Annotated in this window: 16 protein-coding genes; 7 read left to right on the forward strand and 9 right to left on the reverse strand. The window is 72.2% G+C overall.

The genetic code is table 11. The features are described from left to right. The first annotated feature begins 26 nt into the window (after positions 1-26). The 4 genes from C1J01_RS02860 to C1J01_RS02875 all read left to right on the forward strand — a co-directional run bounded on the left by C1J01_RS02860 (position 27) and on the right by C1J01_RS02875 (position 3,991). Positions 27-827, forward strand: a complete 801-nt coding sequence (locus C1J01_RS02860; RefSeq protein ID WP_235854210.1) for a glycerophosphodiester phosphodiesterase family protein — start codon at positions 27-29, stop codon at positions 825-827. 71 nt (positions 828-898) lie between these two features. Beyond that, positions 899-2,332, forward strand: a complete 1,434-nt coding sequence (locus C1J01_RS02865) for an MFS transporter (protein WP_111175647.1) — start codon at positions 899-901, stop codon at positions 2,330-2,332. Between the two features lie 560 nt (positions 2,333-2,892). Continuing rightward, the gene (locus C1J01_RS02870) at positions 2,893-3,522 is read left to right on the forward strand and encodes a hypothetical protein (protein ID WP_146615452.1); all 630 of its coding nucleotides are present in this window, start codon (positions 2,893-2,895) and stop codon (positions 3,520-3,522) included. A gap of 124 nt (positions 3,523-3,646) precedes the next feature. Continuing rightward, positions 3,647-3,991: an RNA polymerase-binding protein RbpA gene (locus C1J01_RS02875; RefSeq protein WP_043625492.1), complete on the forward strand. Its 345-nt coding sequence runs from the start codon at positions 3,647-3,649 to the stop codon at positions 3,989-3,991. A gap of 418 nt (positions 3,992-4,409) precedes the next feature. On the opposite strand, the gene C1J01_RS02880 is transcribed toward C1J01_RS02875, so the two are convergent. The 4 genes from C1J01_RS02880 to C1J01_RS02895 all read right to left on the reverse strand — a co-directional run bounded on the left by C1J01_RS02880 (position 4,410) and on the right by C1J01_RS02895 (position 10,211). Then, complete coding sequence (locus tag C1J01_RS02880) at positions 4,410-4,934, reverse strand: FxsA family protein (protein WP_235854211.1); 525 nt, start codon at positions 4,932-4,934, stop codon at positions 4,410-4,412. 66 nt (positions 4,935-5,000) lie between these two features. Next, positions 5,001-5,750: a polyprenol monophosphomannose synthase gene (locus tag C1J01_RS02885; RefSeq protein ID WP_111175653.1), complete on the reverse strand. Its 750-nt coding sequence runs from the start codon at positions 5,748-5,750 to the stop codon at positions 5,001-5,003. Beyond that, the gene (gene lnt / locus C1J01_RS02890; protein WP_235854212.1) at positions 5,747-7,399 is read right to left on the reverse strand and encodes an apolipoprotein N-acyltransferase; all 1,653 of its coding nucleotides are present in this window, start codon (positions 7,397-7,399) and stop codon (positions 5,747-5,749) included. The genes C1J01_RS02885 and lnt overlap by 4 nt, the downstream gene beginning before the upstream one ends. A 514-nt stretch (positions 7,400-7,913) precedes the next feature. Next, positions 7,914-10,211, reverse strand: coding sequence for a HelD family protein (locus C1J01_RS02895; RefSeq protein ID WP_181448542.1), 2,298 nt, complete (start codon positions 10,209-10,211; stop codon positions 7,914-7,916). Positions 10,212-10,418: 207 nt separating this feature from the next. Between C1J01_RS02895 and C1J01_RS02900 the strand changes: the two genes are divergently transcribed. Continuing rightward, positions 10,419-11,597, forward strand: coding sequence for an ROK family transcriptional regulator (locus tag C1J01_RS02900; RefSeq protein ID WP_111175657.1), 1,179 nt, complete (start codon positions 10,419-10,421; stop codon positions 11,595-11,597). A 161-nt stretch (positions 11,598-11,758) separates the two neighbouring features. On the opposite strand, the gene C1J01_RS02905 is transcribed toward C1J01_RS02900, so the two are convergent. The 4 genes from C1J01_RS02905 to C1J01_RS02920 all read right to left on the reverse strand — a co-directional run bounded on the left by C1J01_RS02905 (position 11,759) and on the right by C1J01_RS02920 (position 14,902). Next, positions 11,759-12,250, reverse strand: a complete 492-nt coding sequence (locus C1J01_RS02905; protein WP_111175659.1) for an Lrp/AsnC family transcriptional regulator — start codon at positions 12,248-12,250, stop codon at positions 11,759-11,761. 23 nt (positions 12,251-12,273) lie between these two features. Next, entirely contained in the window at positions 12,274-12,867 is a 594-nt protein-coding gene (locus C1J01_RS02910) for a GTP-binding protein (protein WP_111175661.1), read from the reverse strand. 237 nt (positions 12,868-13,104) lie between these two features. Further along, on the reverse strand, positions 13,105-13,977 hold the full coding sequence (locus C1J01_RS02915) for a terpene synthase family protein (RefSeq protein WP_111175663.1): 873 nt from the start codon (positions 13,975-13,977) through the stop codon (positions 13,105-13,107). Between the two features lie 85 nt (positions 13,978-14,062). Continuing rightward, on the reverse strand, positions 14,063-14,902 hold the full coding sequence (locus tag C1J01_RS02920) for a protein phosphatase 2C domain-containing protein (RefSeq protein ID WP_111175665.1): 840 nt from the start codon (positions 14,900-14,902) through the stop codon (positions 14,063-14,065). Positions 14,903-15,161: 259 nt separating this feature from the next. Between C1J01_RS02920 and C1J01_RS48970 the strand changes: the two genes are divergently transcribed. After that, the gene (locus C1J01_RS48970) at positions 15,162-15,341 is read left to right on the forward strand and encodes a hypothetical protein (protein ID WP_146615453.1); all 180 of its coding nucleotides are present in this window, start codon (positions 15,162-15,164) and stop codon (positions 15,339-15,341) included. On the opposite strand, the gene C1J01_RS02925 is transcribed toward C1J01_RS48970, so the two are convergent. Beyond that, positions 15,334-16,443 carry a M24 family metallopeptidase gene (locus tag C1J01_RS02925; RefSeq protein WP_235854213.1) on the reverse strand — a complete coding sequence of 370 codons (1,110 nt, stop codon included), beginning with the start codon at positions 16,441-16,443 and terminating at the stop codon, positions 15,334-15,336. The genes C1J01_RS48970 and C1J01_RS02925 overlap by 8 nt on opposite strands. Positions 16,444-16,585: 142 nt before the next feature. Between C1J01_RS02925 and C1J01_RS02930 the strand changes: the two genes are divergently transcribed. Further along, positions 16,586-17,779 (forward strand): PP2C family protein-serine/threonine phosphatase, encoded by a 1,194-nt coding sequence (locus tag C1J01_RS02930; protein WP_111175667.1) that lies wholly within the window; start codon positions 16,586-16,588, stop codon positions 17,777-17,779.

A 17,779-nucleotide genomic window follows, 5' to 3' on the forward strand; every position in this document is an offset into this window, starting at 1 on the left:
CACCCCGGAAGGGCATACTTCCTGTCGTGCCGATCCGCCGATTCGCCTTCCTCGACCATCCGCTTCCGCTGGCCTTCGCCCACCGCGGAGGGGCGATGGAAGGCGCGGAGAACTCCATGGCCGCCTTCGAGCGGGCGGTCGAGCTCGGATACGTCTATCTGGAGACCGACGCGCACGCCACCGCCGACGGCGTGCTGCTGGCCTTCCACGACCACACGCTCGACCGGGTGACCGACCGGCGCGGCCGCGTCTCCGAGCTTCCCTACCGGGAGGTCAGGCACGCCCGCATCGGCGGGGTGCACGAGATCCCGCTGCTGGAGGACCTCCTCGGCACCTGGCCGGAGGCGCGCTTCAACATCGACGTCAAGGAGGCGGCCGCCATCGCGCCGCTGGCCGAGGCGGTGCGGCGCACCAACGCCTACGACCGCGTCTGCCTGACGTCGTTCTCCGACGAGCGCCTGCTGATGGCCAGGGCGGCGATGGGCCGTGAGGTGTGCTCGGCGCTCGGGCCGCGCGGCGTGGCCGCGCTGCGCGCCGCCGCGAGCACCTCGGGCTACGGCCGCCTGCTGGCGAGCCTGTCACGCGCCGGGGTGCCCTGCGCGCAGGTGCCGATCGGCTTCCGCGGGCTGCGCGTCACCACGCGCGCCCTGGTCCGCACCGCCCACGCCATCGGCATGCAGGTGCACGTGTGGACCATCAACGACACCGCGCGGATGGAGCGCCTGCTCGACCTCGGGGTCGACGGCATCATGACCGACAACCTCACCGGCCTGCGCGACGTGCTGCGACGGCGCGGCGTGTGGCATCCCGGCCGCCAGGTCGCCTGAGGGCACGACACCCTTCCCCCGTAGACCCCCACCGGGCGGCCTCTCCCCGGCCGCAGAGAGCGACACCACCGATGCCCGAAACCGCACCCCCAGCGGCTCTTGACGACTCCCCCGAGGCGCGCCGGCGCGAACGGCGCGGCTGGTACGTCTACGACTGGGCCAACTCCGCCTTCTACACCACGGTCATCTCGGTCTTCCTGGGCCCGTACCTGATCCCGGTGGCCAAGACGGCGGCCTGCGCCCAGGACTTCCCGGCGATGGCCTCCGCCACGTGCGTGGACACCTTCGACGAGCTGGCCGCCGCCAACCCCGGCCTCGGGTACGTCGACGTCTTCGGCGCCGACATCAGACCGGCCGCGTTCTTCGGCCTGATCACGACGGTCGCGGTGTTCCTGCAGATCATCTGGCTGCCGGTGGTCGGCGCGCTGGCCGACCACACCGGCCGCAAGCGGGAGATGCTCGGGGGGTTCGCCTACGTCGGCGCGCTGGCCACGATGGGACTGTTCTTCGTCGAAGGCGACCGCTACATGCTGGGCGGCGTCCTGTTCGTCCTCGCCAACCTGGCGTACGGCTCCTCCATCGTGGTCTACGACTCGTTCCTGCCGCAGATCTCCACCGAGCAGGAACGCGACGGGGTCTCCTCGCGCGGGTGGGCCATCGGCTATCTGGGCGGCGGCCTGCTGCTGGCCCTCAACCTCGTGCTGTACGTGGGGCGCGACGGCTTCGGCGTCGAGGAGGGCATGGCCGTGCGCATCTGCATGATGTCGGCCGGCCTGTGGTGGGCGACGTTCACGATCGTGCCGCTGCTGCGGCTGCGCAACCGTCCCGTGCCGGCGCACGAGACCACGGCGCTGGCCTCGGTCGGCGGCAGCTTCCGCCAGCTGTGGCGGACGCTGTCCGGGCTGCGCCGGTACCCGCTGACGCTGCTGTTCCTGGTGGCGTACCTCGTCTACAACGACGGCGTGCAGACGGTCATCGGCAACAGCGCGGCCTTCGCCTCCGAGGCGCTCAAGCTGGACCAGACCGTGCAGATCAGCGCGATCCTGATGGTGCAGTTCGTGGCGTTCTTCGGCGCGCTGCTGCTCGGCCGGCTGGCCCGTATATTTGGCACCAAGCGCACGGTGCTGGCCAGCCTGGTGTTGTGGACGGGGATCGTGGCCATGGGGCTGTTCGTGGCCGAGGGGCAGGCGCTGCAGTTCTACCTGATGGCGTTCGCGATCGCGCTCGTGCTGGGCGGCACGCAGGCGCTGTCGCGGTCGCTGTTCTCGCTGGTCATCCCGAAGGGGCGGGAGGCCGAGTACTTCAGCCTGCTGCAGATCAGTGACAAGGGGTCGGCGTTCATCGGCTCGCTGACGGTCACGATCGCGCTCCAGCTGACCAACAGCTACCGCATCGCCATCGTCTCCATGGTCATCTTCTTCGTCGTCGGTTTCGTGCTGCTGGCCCTGACGAACCTGCCCAAGGCCATCAGAGCGGCCGGCAACGAGGTCCCCGACCGCATCTGACGGCGCGAACGAAGGGGTCCGGCTCCGCCGCGCCCCTTCACGTCACCGCCATCGGCGTCTCGCGCCCGACGCCCGTTGAGGATGACGCGCCTGGCTCCCCCTGCAACGGAAGAGCTCACGGACCGGCTGCTCGCCGGACACGGCGGCGCTCCCCGGCGACGGAAGTACCGGTTGAGCCCCAGGACGAGCAGCGGGGCGCGGCAGCCGGCGTCCACGCCCTTGACCAACATGGCCCTCACCCCATCGGCCCGGTTCAGCCGCCGGTGCCGACACCGTCAAGCGCTTCGTCCACCCCGGCCATGCGGGGCCGCGCGCGCTGATCGCCGACGACCAGGAGCCGGTACGGCGGGCTCCCGGCTCACCCTCACCGCCTCCGTCCGACTGTCGTCACAGCTCCTTAGCAGCGCTGAATCGCTTCCAGGGAGGTCGAGCACCGCTGAGACGCCACGACCGAGACGTGCGTTCGGTGCTCCATAGCGAGAGCATCGCTCTTGACAGGAATCCTACAAATAGAGATCATTGCTCTCATATTGGAGCGACGGTCTCTACAAGGAGCCCCGATGACAACCCGACCCGCCCCCCTTCCCACAGCCGCGGCCTTCGCCGTCGCCGGGGTGCTCTTCTTCCTCTATCCGGCGATCCGCCCCTCCGGTGACGACGCCGCGGCGATGGCCTCCACCGGCTGGGTGGCCGGGCACGCGGCCGCCATGGTCGGGTTCGTCCTGCTCGGCCTGGCCGTGCTCGGGCTGCACCAGGTGCTCGGCGACCGCCTGTCGTTGCGGGCCGCGGTGGTGACCTGGGCGGGCGCGGGCCTGACGTTGCCGTACTACGGGGCCGAGGACTTCGGCCTGAACGTGATCGCCCAGCGTTCCCTGCGCGACGGCACGCCCGCGCTGATGGAACTGGCCGAGCAGTTCAGGTACGGGCCCGTCGCGTTGACCATGTTCGCGGCCGGACTGCTGCTGCTGGCCACCGGCGCCGTCATGGCGGCGGTCTCCGTGTGGCGCACGAACGTGCTGCCGAAGTGGAGCGGGACGGCGCTCGCGGCGGCGTTCGCGCTGTTCATCCCGCAGTTCTTCGCCCCGTGGTACGCGCTGCGCGTCGCCCACGGCGTGCTCGTCATGGTCGCGGGGCTCTGGCTGGCGGTCGCCCTCACCCGCTGGCGGAGGGCCCCGTCGGCGATCTCGTGAAGAACTGAGACCCCAAGCGCGATTGGATCACCTCACGGGTGGGAATCCCATCACGGTACCAAGCGTTAACCACCGTGGGAGACAGACCCCCCACGCAAGGGGGCCCTGTAGGAGGCATTTAAACATGGGCGAGCGCGCGCTTCGTGGCACCCGGCTCGGGGCAACCAGCTACGAGAACGACCGTAACACGGATCTGGCCCCACGCCAGGAGGTGTCTTACACCTGTCCTAAGGGCCATCGCTTCGAGGTTCCGCTTGCCGCAGAGGCTGAGATCCCCGCGACCTGGGAGTGCCGCATGTGCGGCGCGACCGCGGTGCGCGTGGACGGCGAGCAGCCGGAGTCGAAGAAGACCAAGCCCCCGCGGACGCACTGGGACATGCTCCTGGAGCGGCGGTCCATCGAAGACCTCGAGGAGGTGCTCAACGAGCGGCTCGCAGTCCTGCGAGCCCAGCGTCGGAAGAGCGCCTGATTTCCTCTCACGGTGAAACCCCCGGGCACCCTGCCCGGGGGTTCTGCTTTTGCGGGTCGCGTACCTGGCGGGCGCACCAGCGGGTGACCTGATACGTCTCGTGATCGGCCTTGGACCGCTCCGACATCCGCAGCAGCACGTGCCGCAGTTCACTCTCGGAGCGATGAAGTTCGCGCAGCTGCGTCGACTCCATCCTCGAACCGGGTCTCACCGAGCACGACCGCCGAGCGCCAAGCATGAGGTCCCACACAGCAACGGCGGCGCACAATACCGCCCTCAATCCGCGACGGCGACGACCTCGCCACCACGACACCATCACCATGCATCCCAGCCACGTCACCGGAACCGCACGGACTCCCAGGTCGCAGGCCCGCGGACACCAGCCCCCCTACGTACAACGGCCGCGCGAAAAGAGGTGTCAGGAGTCGCGGTCGTCGCGGATCACTTCGCCGTGCACCACGCGGCCGCCCTGCGGCGCTTCCGCGCCCGGGAAACCGGCGGACGGGGGGAAGCCCGCCGACGGCGGGAACATTCCGGCGTACGGCGAGGCGGCGGCCATGCGCTTGACGCGGCGCTGGAAGAACCACGCGCCCAGGCGGCGCATCAACGGCCGGGTGAACGGCAGCACGCACAGGAAGCCGAAGATGTCGGTGAAGAAGCCCGGCGTCAGCAGCAGCGCGCCGCCCACGAGCACGAGCCCGCCGTCGGCCAGCTCGCGGTCGGGCATGCGCCCGGTCTGCAACGCGGTCTGCAGCGCGCGCCAGGCCCTGCGTCCCTCACGCCGCACGATCCAGGCGCCCAGCAGGCTGTCGGCGATGAGCAGGGCGACGGTGAGCGGCCCGCCGATCACGGAGCCGATCTGGATCAGCAGCCAGACCTCCAGGACGGGGACGACCAGGAAGGCCAGGAAGAGCAGCAGCCGCATCGTTTCCTCGTTTCGCACGCGCGTGTCAGTGAGAACAACGCGCGGACGCCCCGATGCGTTCCGCCGGCGGCGAGCCCGCGGGGGTCAGGGGCGGCGGGGGCCCTTGATGCGCCCGGGCAGGCCGGTGACGCCCCACAGGCCGATCCGCCAGAGCGCCTCGGACATGACCTTGCCGCTCATCTTGCTCTTGCCGACCGTCCGCTCCACGAACGTGATCGGCACCTCCACGACGCGCAGCCCGTGGCGCGACGTCCGCAGCGTCAGGTCGACCTGGAAGCAGTAGCCCTGCGACTCGACCCCGGCCAGGCCGACCTTCTCCAGGGTGGCGGCGCGGTAAGCACGGAAGCCGGCGGTCGCGTCGCGCACCGGCAGGCCGAGCATGACGCGGGTGTAGATGTTGGCGCCCTTGGACAGCAGCTCGCGCCGCTGCGGCCAGTTGACGACCCGGCCACCGGGCACGTAGCGGGAGCCGATCGCCAGGTCGGCGCCCTCGGCCAGCGCCCGCAGCAGCTTGGGCAGCTCCTCCGGCTGGTGGGAGCCGTCGGCGTCCATCTCCACCAGCACGTCGAAGCCCTCGTCGAGGCCCCAGCGGAAGCCGGCGATGTAGGCGGCGCCGAGCCCCTGCTTGCCGGGCCGGTGCAGGACGTGCACCTGGTCGTCGTCGCCGGCGAGCCCGTCGGCCACCTCGCCGGTGCCGTCGGGGCTGTTGTCGTCGGCGATCAGCACGTGGGCATCGGGCACCGCGGCCCGCACCCGCTCCACGATCGCGCGCAGGTTGTCGCGCTCGTTGTAGGTGGGCACGACGACGAGCACCCGGCCGAGAGTCTCCATCATCCGTCGTTCCTCATCCGGTCGCCTCGCCGCCTGCCACGCCACACGGCGACTCCCACCGCCGCCGCTCCCATCACCATCAATGCCCATTCGGGAAGGGCGCCCACCTTCGTGGCGATCGTTTCCTTCGTGCGCACCGGGACCGTCACCACGTTCATGTCCGGGACCAGCTCCTTGGTCTGCCAGGAGACCTTACCGTCAGGCGTGACGTACGCGGAGATCCCTGTCGTGGCGGCGGTGACCACGGCGCGGTTGTGCTCGACGGCGCGCAGCTTCGACATGGCCAGCTGCTGGGTCGGCAGGTTGGACAGCGCGTAGCTGGCGTTGTTGGTCTGCACCACGAGCGGGGTGCCGCCGGCGCGTACGGTGCCGCGCACGGTGTCGTCGTAGGCGACCTCGTAGCAGTTGACCGCGCCGATCGTCACCGGGCCCAGCTTCAGGTCGCCGGGCCGGTTGCCGGGCACCGACTGCCGGCCCACCAGGTTGGCCCGCTCCGACAGCGCCAGCACGATCTCCTTGAACGGGGTGTACTCCCCGAACGGCACGAGGTGCTGCTTGTCGTAGTAGGCGCCCGGCCCGGTCACCGGGTCCCACACCAGGCTGCGGGTGGCGCGGTTCTCCTCGCCGATCGCCACGACGGCGCCGACGAGCGTGGGCACGCCGACGTCGCTCACGGAGTCCTGGATGATGGCGCGGGCGACCGGGTCGCGGTAGGGGTCGATGTCGGTGGAGTTCTCCGGCAGCACGACGAGGTCGGGCTTGGGCAGCCTGCCCTCGCGTACGGCCTGGGCCAGGCGTTTGGTCTCGTTGGCGTGGTTCTTCAGCACGACGGCCGGCTCGTCGCCGAGCGCGTACATGCCGCGGCCGGGGACGTTGCCCTGCACGATGCCGATGTTGACGCTGCGGCCCTCGTCGCCGTACCGGGGGACGGCGAGGCCCAGCACGGGCACGGCCAGCGCGAGCGCCAGCGGCGCGGCCCTGCGCACCGCCTTGCCCCGGGACAGGACGGCCATGGCCAGCAGCGCGCCGCAGAGGGCGACGGCGAACGACACCAGCGGCACGCCGCCGAGCGCGGCGTACGGGGTGAACATCGACTCGCCCTGGCTGAAGGCCGCCCGCGCCCACGGGAAGCCGCCGATCGGCACGAGGCTCCTGGCCCATTCCATGGCGACCCACAGGCAGCCGAACCACAGGGGCCAGGCCCGCAGGCGGAACACGAGCGCGGCCGGCGCCGCCATGGCGGCGTAGAAGAGGCTCTCGAGACCGACCAGCATGAACCAGACGTCGTCGCCGATCGAGCGCACCCACGCGAGGGTGGGGAAGAGGAAGACGGCGGCGGCCAGGTAGCCGAGCCAGGCGGCCCGCCTCGGGCGGGTGCCGTACAGGCAGGCCGCGATGAGGCCGATGCCGAGCGGGGCGCACGGCCACCAGTCGAGCGGCGGGAAGGCCGTGAAGAGGGCCAGCCCGCCCGCGACGGCCGCCGCGACCCGGCCGGGCAGCACCCACCGTGACTCCCGCTCGCCCGCGCCGGTGGAAGCGCCGCCCTCACCGGGCGACGGCGTGTCGTCGGGGGCGCCGGCCGGGGGCGCGGGAGCGTCGCCCGCCGGGTCCGGCCCGGCGGCGGGGGGAAGGCTCGTGCTGTCCTGAACCACTCCGGGGTCTCCTCGCCAGTTCGCAACGCCTGCTTGCGAAAACGCTACCGCCCCGCGGCGGCGCTCAGGTCGGCGCCCGCGCCGGATGATCAGACGGAAACAGGCGACAGGGTGATCCCGCGGCTGACGGGACCACCCGGCGCACAGGCGAGTCCTGGTGCACGGGAACGGGAAGAGGGCCCGGAAACCCTTCGGACCGGACCCGTCTCGTCGGCGGCGAGCGCGGAATTCCGTTGTCTACTGGGCTCCCGGGCCCGTCCCGGGTCCAACCCCCCGCCCGGTTGGGGTGCCCCGACTCGACGGACCGACGGCCCTGCACCTGGCTGTGTGGACGAAGTCACGCTCCGTCACGGACGCAGGATCCGGCGATGTCAGAGACGGCCAACCGGCCAAGTCCCGTGCTGGACTGCGCAGCAAACTACCGACTCCACCTCAGATGTCAACCGTGTCCCGATCAGCAGAAACATCAAGTTTTCGCAGGTGGGACATGTTCGGCCGGTGGCTGCAAAGCCGGTCAAACCCCATTTGCCGACAGCGTCGAGCGGCTTGGCAAGCCCCGCAGCGCGTCCGACAGCGGGCGCTCGTGGACCACCCCGAGCCGCTGCGTGGCGCGCGTCAGGGCGACGTACAGGTCGCTCGGGCCGCGCGGCGACTGGGCGGCGATGAGGTCCGGCTCGGCCACGATCACCGAGTCGAACTCCAGGCCCTTGGCGTCGGCCACGCCGAGGACGGCGACCGGCGCGTCGAGTGCCTGCTCTCCCCCGGCCCGGCCCGCTCCCGGCCGTACGACGACGGCGCCGGGCACCGCGCCGGTGATCTGCTCGCCCAGGTCGGCCAGCAGCGCGTCGGGCACCACGACGGCGACCTTGCCGCCCTCGCCGACCTCGGCCTTGACGATCTCGGGAAGCGCCGTCAGGGGCGCCGACCACGGCCGCGCGCCGGACTCGCGCACCGACGTGGGCGCCTCCAGCGCGGGGTCGACGGTGGCGAGGACGCGGGCGGCCACCTCCATGAGCTCGACGGGCGTACGGTAGTTGACCGTCAGCCGCTCCTGCCGCCAGCGCCCGGCGACGTACGGGTCGAGGACCTCGCCCCAGGAGCGGGCCCCGGCCACCGAACCGGTCTGGGCGATGTCGCCGACGATCGTCATCGACCGGGTGGGGCAGCGCCGCATGACCGCCCGCCACGCCATGGGCGACAGCTCCTGGGCCTCGTCCACGATGACGTGCCCGTACGCCCAGGTGCGGTCGGCGGCGGCGCGCTCGGCGGTCGTCAGGCGGGGGCCCTCGCCGCGCTGGCGCTCGGCCAGCCGCTCGGCCTCCATGACGTCGGACAGGCCGGTCAGCTCCAGGACCTCGCGGGCGTAGGCGAGCTCGGCCTCGCGTTCGTGCTCCTCGGCCTGCCGGGCGGCGGCCAGCTCCTCCTCGGCCTGCAGCGCGGTGGCGCGCAGCACCTGCTCGTCGATCTCGCCGAGCAGGTCGGCGGCCTCGTCGAGCAGCGGCACGTCGGCGTCGGTCCACGGGCCGCCGTCGCGGCGCAGCAGGGCGCGTTCGGCGGGGGCCAGCGCGGAGGCCGCGTGGTCGAGGCGCTCCTGGGAGCCGTACAGGCCGAGCAGGAGGCGCTGGGGCGTCAGGTACGGCCACAGCCGGTTGAGCGCCGTCTTGACCACCAGCTCGGTACGCAGGTCCTCCCGCAGGTCGGCGAGGTCGTCCTCGTCGAGCAGCCCCTTGCCGATCTTGCGGGCCTGCTGCCTGGCCAGGGCGTTGAGCAGCGAGCGCACGAACACGGCGCGGGCCTGGTTGTGCGGCCGGCGCGAGCGGGTGGCCTTGTTCTTGGCGGCGTCCAGCATGGCGCGGTCGATCGTGAGCGTGACGCGGCCGAGGGGCAGCTCGATCGGCTTGCGCGGCACCCGCTGCCGGTCGCGCACGGCCTTGGCGATCACGTCGGTCATCCGCAGGTCGCCCTTGAGCGCGGCCACCTCGGGGCGTTCGCGGGCGGTGGCCGTCACACCCGGGTAGAGCTCGCCGACGGTGGACAGCAGCACGTCCGTCTCGCCGAGCGAGGGCAGCACCTGCTCGATGTAGCGCAGGAAGGTGAGGTTGGGGCCGAGGATGAGCACGCCGCGGCGCTCCAGCCGCTCCCGGTGGGTGTAGAGCAGGTACGCTGCCCGGTGCAGGGCCACGACGGTCTTGCCGGTACCGGGGCCGCCCTGCACCACGAGCACGCCGTTCAGGTCGCTGCGGATGACGCGGTCCTGCTCGGCCTGGATGGTGGCGACGATGTCGCGCATGCGGCCGGTGCGTCGCTCGTCGAGCGCGGCCAGCAGCGCGGCCTCGCCGTTGAGCGTGGCGCGGTCGTCGTCGGTGAGGGAGTCGAGGTCGAGCAGGTCGTCGTCGACGCCCACGACGGTGCGGCCCTTGGTCTGCAGGTGCCGTCGCCTGGTCACGCCCATCGGGGCGGCCGGGGTGGCGCGGTAGAACGGCTGCGCCACCGGCGCCCGCCAGTCGATGAGCAGGCGCTGCTGGTCGTCGTCGGTGAGGCCGAGCTTGCCGATGTACAGGCGGCCCTCGTCGACGTGGTCCAGCCGGCCGAAGACCAGGCCGCGCTCGACCGCCCACAGCCGGGCGAGGCGGGTGGCGTACATCTCGGCGAAGGTGTCGCGCTCCGACCTGTTCTGCATCGTGCCGACGGCGCCGCTGGCCAGCACCTCCTTGAGCTGACGCTGGGTGCGCTCGCGCAGCGTGTCGAGCCGGTCGTAGAGGCGGCCGACGTACTCCTGCTCTCGGGCGAGCTCGGTTTGACGGGCCGCCACCTGACCATTAATGTGGTTAATGGGACACTCCGGGCCATTCTGCTTGTTGTTACGACAAACGACGACATTAGCATGCCCGTCGCGGCACTCCCATCACTTTCCCCTTTCCGGACGAGTGCTCGCGCCCCTTGACCGGCCCGCACGGATCTTTTTAGGGTCGTCTCCCTGTCAGGAAGGCTTCCTGACAGATCATCCGACGGAGACGCCTTGACCGGACCGGTTCCGGGGACCCCCAGTCTGCTACGCGCCATCAATGATCGCGCCGCCCTGCGGGCCCTGCTCGAACGCGGCCCCCTGACCCGTCCCGAGATCGGCGCTCTCACGGGGCTGTCCAAGCCCACCGCGTCCCAGCTGCTGGTCCGGCTGCGGGCGGCCGGGCTGGTGGTGCTCGACGGCGTGCGCGAGGGCCTGCCGGGACGCACGGCGGAGGTCTACCGGATCAACCCGGCGGCGGCCTACGCCGGAGCCCTCGACGTCACCCCCGGCCGCATCGAGGCGCGGATCGCCGACATCACCGGCACGGTCGTCGGCGAGCACACACTGCCCACCCCCCATCCCCTGCAGGGCACGCTGGTGGACCGGCTCGCCGCCGCCCTACGCGGCGCCCGGCCGCCGGACGCCCTGCGCCGCGTCGTGATCGGCGTGCAGGCCGCGATCGACCCCTCCACCGGCGCTCTGGGGTACGCCGCCGCCGAGGACGTGCCCGGCTGGCAGATCCCCGGCCTGGTGCCGGCGCTCAGCGCCGGGCTCGGCGTCCCGGTGGCGGTGGAGAACGACGTCAACCTCGCCGCCGTGGCCGAGCGGGCGCACGGCGCCGCCCGGGGCCGGGCGGACTTCGTGCTGCTCTGGGCCGACCAGGGCATCGGCTCGGCGATCGTGCTGGGCGGGCGGATGCACCGGGGCGCGACCGGCGGCGCGGGCGAGGTCGGCTACATGCCCGCCCCCGGCGCGCCGACGGCCCGGGAGACCGGCCGTTACGGCCGCCACGGCCTGCAGGCGCTGACCGGCGGGGCCGCGGTGCTGCAGGTGCTGCGCTCGTACGGCGTGCCGGGCGCGGACTTCCGCCAGGCCGTCGCCCATGCCGCGCGCGAGGCCGAGGGCCGGTCGCTGGCCGGGCTGCGGGACGTGGCCGCCCGGCTGGCCGTGGGGCTGGCGGCGATCACCTCGGTCATCGATCCCTCGCTGATCGTGCTGACCGGCGGCGTCCCCCTGGCAGGCGGGGAACCGCTGCGCCGGCTGGTCGAGGAGGAGCTGCACGCCCTCACCATCCCCCGGCCGCCGGTCCGGCTGTCGACCGTCGGCGGCAACCCCGTCCTGGCGGGCGCCCTCAGCGTCGCCCTGGACGCCGTACGGGAAGAGGTCCTCGGCTCCCCGCTCCCGGGATGAGCGGCGCCACACGAGCACGCCACACCGGGCCCACTTCCCGCGCCCGCCGGGCCCGATCCACACGGTCATGCTGTCCGCGCACCCCGCCACGGAGGAGGCCGGCGGCACGGCCGCGCACGCCGCCAACCTCACCCCCGCCGCCGACTGGCTGCGCGAGGCGGTCAGGCGATGCCGTCCTGCCGGGTCTCCGGCTCGCCGGCCTCCTCGGAGGGGGCCAGCTCGGGGGCGCGGTGCTCGTACGGGGTGCTCAGCACGACGGTGGTGCGGGTGGAGACGTTCGCGGAGGCCCTGATCTGCTGCAGCAGGTCTTCCAGTGCCACCGGCGAGGCCACCCGCACCTTGAGGATGTAGCTCTCGTCGCCGGCCACGCTGTGGCAGGCCTCGATCGCCGACAGGTGCGCCAGCCGCTCCGGGGCGTCGTCGGGCGCCGCGGGGTCGATCGGCTTGATGGACACGAACGCGGTCAGCGGCAGCCCCACCGCGTCGTGGTCGATGATCGCGGCGTAGCCGCGGACGACTCCGCGCTTCTCCAGGCGGCGTACGCGCTGGTGGACGGCTGACACCGAGAGCCCGGTCTCCCTGGCCAGGTCGGTGAAACTCATGCGGCCGTCGCGGGCCAGCAGCGTGACGATCCGGCGGTCGATCTCCTCCATCGGTCAAAGGTAGCCGGTCATGGTCATGACATGGTCCCGACCGGGGTGACGCCCCTGCGCATCGCGTGCTCCATCAGCGTGATGAGCACCTCCCTGCCGGAGTCGCGGCGACGGGCGTCACAGCGCACGATGGGGATGCCGGGCTCCAGCCCGATCGCCGAGCGCACCTGCCCGACCGTGAACGGGTCGCTGCCGTCGAAGCAGTTGAGCGCCACGATGAACGGCTGGTCGCGCTTCTCGAAGTAGTCGACCGACGGGAAGCAGTCCTCCAGGCGGCGGGTGTCGGCCAGCACGACGGCGCCGAGCGCGCCCAGCGCCAGCTCGTCCCAGACGAACCAGAAGCGCTCCTGGCCCGGCGTGCCGAACAGGTACAACATGTAGTCGTTGCGCAGCGTGATGCGGCCGAAGTCCATCGCCACGGTGGTGGTGAGCTTCCGCTCGACCCCGGACAGGTCGTCGACGTGGGCGCCGGCCTGCGTGAGAGCCTCCTCCGTGCGCAGCGGGCGGGTTTCGGAGACGGCGCTCACCATGGTGGTCTTTCCCGCGCCGAAACCTCCCGCGATCAGGATCTTGATGGCGGTCGGCAGCCGCCAACGGTCATAACGACCGAATTCCATTCAGCACCGCCTGTACATTTCCCGCGCATGCACAACCCCACCCCTGAGGTGCCGTGGTCAGTGGTACCTGTCAAGGCGCGTCGAGATCCACATGCCTGGCACCGAGACACCCTAGCAACGCCACAATTCCCACTCAAGCCGCAATAATTTACAAGAATAATATGTCCCAATTTGTCGCTTTAAGTAGCGCAATCCGACGTACTAACAGGTTAAAAGTCAAGGCAGTCTGTCAGAAGATCAGAGCTGCCCCGGCCACCGCAAACCCGAAATTCCGGTGAAGCCGGCGCTGAACCCCATCTGCCGCCGCAGATAGGCGGCCGTACGCGGGCTGTGCCGGCGGATGCGCTCGATGAGGACGTCCGCCTCGCGGGCCAGCCGCTCCATCTCCGCCGTCACCTCGCCGCGGCTGACGCCCAGCGCCAGCACGTTCAGGTCGCCCCAGCTGACGTCCCTGCGGTAGGTCGCCACGTCGCCGAGCAGGAGCAGGTAACGCTGCACGTGGCCGCTGACGCTGCGCAGTTCGTCCAGGTGAGTTCTGGCCCAGTCGTCGGCGGTGTAGATCCAGTGCGAGAGGTCCACGAAGCACGACCCCCGGCTGTCGGCGTTGTCGAGGAAGCGCGCCAGGGTCGGCACGGCACCCGTGTCGCGCCACACCCACGCCGTGGCCATGCCCGCCAGCGTCCGGGCGAGCTGGTCGCGCCAGAGTCCCCGCAGGCCGTGGAAGGCATTGACGGTGGCCAGCTCGTCGCGCAGGTCGGCGAGGAAGCGGGTGATCGCGGAGCGCGGCACCGCCCCGTCGGCGACCGACAGGCACTCGCGGGTCAGCCGGTTGACCTGCTCGCGGGTGGTGGTCGTGTGGTCGACCAGCCGGTCGAGGGCGGCGACCCACAGGGCGGCCCGGTTGAGGATCTTCAGGCGTTCGGCGCCGGCCCAGGGGGCGCTGAAGGCGGTCGCCAGCGTGAGGGAGGTGAAGAACTCGCTGCCGAAGGCCGCCGCGGGGAACAGCCCGCCGTACATCTGCGCGCAGCGCCGCAGGTCTCTGCCGCATTCGGCGGCCAGCGCGCACGTCCGACCGAGCGCGTACGCCTCGCCCAGCTCGTCGTCCGGCATCTAGGGCCGCTCGATCTGCTCGCGGATCATGGGCGAACGACCCCCCATACACGGATATACACCTGTGGCGGGAATTGTTTCATGATCACGTACTATCGATCAAGGTATCAGCAGCGTGACCGATCAGCCCGCTTCGCTGCCCGTGACCGACACCTCCACGCCGAGGCGCGCCGAGGCGCCCCCAGGCGGCCGTGGCGTCGTCGTGCGGCTTCCCCCACACCGGGCCCCTGACCGTCTCCAGCTCGCGCACGGCGCCGATCACCGCCGCCGGCCCGCGCTCGGCCAGCAGCGCCAGGACGGACGCCCAGCTCCACCCGTACCAGTCGACCAGCCGGGACACCCCGTCGGTGAACACCCCCACCGCGCGCAGCGCGCCGGCGTCCACCTCGCCCGTGACCGCCTCGCGGGCGGCCTCGGGGCGGGCCGCCGCCACCCAGAACCCGCCGGGCGCGTTGCGCATCCGGCGCACCAGCTCCACGCTGTACGGCCGCCCGCCCGGCAGCCGTTCCAAGCGGTCGTCGGCCACCACCCGCACCCCGCCGTCCGCCAACGCCAGCACCACCGGCGAGTCGCCCAGCACGAGGTACTCCACCCGTCCCTCCCGCGCGCGCACCATGGCCACGGTCGCCGACGGCGAGTCGGGGTTGCCCAGGTCGCAGGTGCCGGCGTGAGCCCGTGCCGTGCGTTCGACGGCCGCCTCCAGGATCGCCGCCGGCGACCCGCCGTCGCCTCCCGACAGCGCGGCCGCCAGCTCGCCCCCGAGCCGCCCCACGAGCCACGCGACGTCGTGGACGCACCCGGAGTCGACCCCGCCGGCCGCCGTGGCCCCGTCGAGCACGACGATCCAGGACGGACCGGCGACCACCAGGTCCTCGTTGGGCCGCCCGGACCCGGGCCGGGTGGCGTACGTGATCTCCGTGAACATGACAGCGACTCTGCCACGGCGCCTAGGGTGACAGCGTGACACCCCTCCAGCGCGCCCTCGCCGACACCCACGACATCGGCAAGTGCCTGCACCCGGGCGAGCTGACCGGCCCCGGCTCGGCGCACGAACCCGCCGGCCACCGTCTCCTGCTGGCCCGGGGCGTCCCGGAGCGCCTGACCCGCTTCGCCCGCACCGACGCTCGCTGGACCGAGCCGGGCACGACGCTCGAGGACCACCTGGTCAGCCTGGCCGACAAGGTGTGGAAGGCGAAGCGCGAGCCCGCCCTGGAGCGACTGGTCGTCCCGACCGCCTGGTCGGCCGGGAGAACGGCCGTGCACCGGCCTGGCAGGTGTTCATGGAGCTGGACGACCTGCTCACCGGCATCGCCGGCCGCGCCGACGCCCGGCTCGCCTTCCAGAACGCCTACCCCGTCAGATGATCACCAGCTCGCGCGTGGTGTTGTTGAGGAGCTCGACGCCGTCCTCGGTGCACACGACGATGTCCTCGATGCGGGCGCCGTGGCGGCCGGCCAGGTAGATGCCCGGCTCCACCGAGAACGCGAACCCGGCCTCCAGCGGCTCGCCGTTGCCCGCCACGATGTACGGGTCCTCGTGCCCCTCGATGCCGATGCCGTGGCCGGTGCGGTGGATGAAGTACTCGCCGTACCCGGCCTCGGCGATGACGTCGCGCGCGGCGGCGTCGACCGACTCGCACGACACCCCGGGCCGCACCGCCGCGCAGGACGCCTCCTGGGCGCGGCGCAGCACCTCGTAGTACGCGGTGAAGTCCGCGGGCGGCTCGCCCACGCTGTAGGTGCGCGTGGAGTCGGAGCAGTAGCCGTTGGGCAGGTGGCCGCCGATGTCGACCACGACCGGCTCACCGGCCTGGATGACCCGGTCGGAGACGTCGTGGTGCGGGCTCGCGCCGTTGGGCCCGGAGGCGACGATCACGAAGTCGGCGGCGGCGTGCCCGGAGGCCAGGATCGCCTCGGCGATGTCGCGGGCCACCTCCCGCTCGGTGCGCCCGGCCCGCAGGAACTCCGGCACCTGCCGGTGCACCGCGTCGATGGCCGCCCCCGCCTCACGCAGCGCGGCCACCTCGGCGGGCGACTTGCGCATGCGCAGCTCACGCAGCACGCTGCCGGCCAGCACCTGCTCGGCGCCCGGCAGCGCGTCGCGGAAGCGCAACGACGCCATCGCCCACATGCGGTCGGCCAGACCCACCTTGGCCACGCGGCCCAGCCGCGCCGCGGCGATCGCGTACGGGTCGTCGGTCTCGTCCCACGCCACGAACTCCAGCCCCAGACGGGAGGCCGGCGAGGCCTGCGCGGCGGGCAGCTCCAGCCGGGGCACCATCATGTACGCCTCGCCGGAGGCGGGCACCACGAGGCACGTAAGCCGCTCCAGCTGCTTGGCGTCGTAACCGCTGACGTAGCGGAGGTCGGGACCGGGCGTCAGGAGCAGGGCGTCGAGGCCGGCCTTGGCGGTGGCCTCCTGAACGGCGGCCAGGCGGGACACGGGATACAGGTCTGAGGACGTCACAGGCTCAATCTACTCGTAATGGCGCCGCCTAAAATCCGCGAAAAGGACTCACAACACGGCCGCCCATCACCACGCTGCGCACATCACCGACCACGTATTGTGGGGCCAATTGTCCAGTTCCACTGCGCTTTGAGAGTGAGACATGGTCGACGTCATTGGCGCGGCCGGGCTGCTCGGGGCCGAGCCCGACGCCGAGATGCTCGCCGTACGGCTGGCGCACGCCCAACGGCTCGGCAACATGGGCTGGGCGGAGTGGCACCTGCACACCGGCGAGACCGTCTGGTCGGAGCAGGTGTACGCCATCTTCGGCCGCGACCCCGGCCATGGCCCGATCGCCCTGCCCGACCTGGCCGAGCACGTCGAGCCCGGCGACGCGGCCACGCTCGACCGCCTGCTCTGGTCGGTGCTGCAGGGCGAGGAGCCGGTGCAGGCGGAGTTCCGCATCCGGCGCGGCCCCGGCGACCTGCGCGACCTGCGGGTGGTGCTGGAGCCGCTGGCCGGCCCCGGCGGCCCGGTCGGCATGCACGGAGTCATCCAGGACATCACCGGCCGCCGCCGCGCCGAGCGCATGGTCTCGGAGTCGCGCCGCCAGCTCCTGGAGGCCCGCGAGCGGGCCGCCGAGGAACGTCACGTCATGCTCGCCCTGCGCGAGGCCATCCTGCCCGCGCCCGCGGGCTGCCTCGACCTGCCGAACACCGGCATCGCGGTCCGTTACGTGCCGGCCGAGAAGACCGCGAACCTCGGCGGCGACTGGTTCGAGGCCGCCCAGGCCCCCGACGGCCGCCTGCTGCTGGCCATCGGCGACGTCTCCGGCCACGGCCTGCCCGCGATCTCGCGCATGGCCCAGCTGCGCCACGCCCTGGTGGGCCTGGCCATGACCGGGCAGGCCGCCAACCGGCTGCTCGACTGGCTGAACGAGCTCGTCCTGCACCAGCTCACCGACACCACGGCGACCGCCGTCATCGGCCACCTCGACCCGGAGACCCGGGTGTTCGCCTGGGCCCAGGCCGGCAACCTGGCGCCGATCCTGGTGCGCGACGGCGCGGCCGCCCATCTCGGCCAGCCGCGCGGCGTGCTGCTCGGCGCCGTCTCCGGGCGGCCGTACGAACTGGCCACGACCCGGCTGCTGCCCGGCGACGTGCTGCTGATGTTCACCGACGGGCTGGTCGAGCGGCGCACCCGCGACATCGAGGCCGGTCTCGCGCTGGCCCTGGCCGCCGCCCGCCGGATCCGGGGCGAGGACCTCGACGGCGGGCTCGACCGCCTGCTCGCCGACATCGGCGGCCCCAACCCGGAAGACGACGCGTGCCTGCTCGGGGTGGGCATACTGGGCTAG

This window comes from Nonomuraea aridisoli (assembly GCF_003236395.1).
In the GTDB taxonomy this organism is placed as follows: Bacteria; Actinomycetota; Actinomycetes; order Streptosporangiales; family Streptosporangiaceae; genus Nonomuraea; species Nonomuraea aridisoli.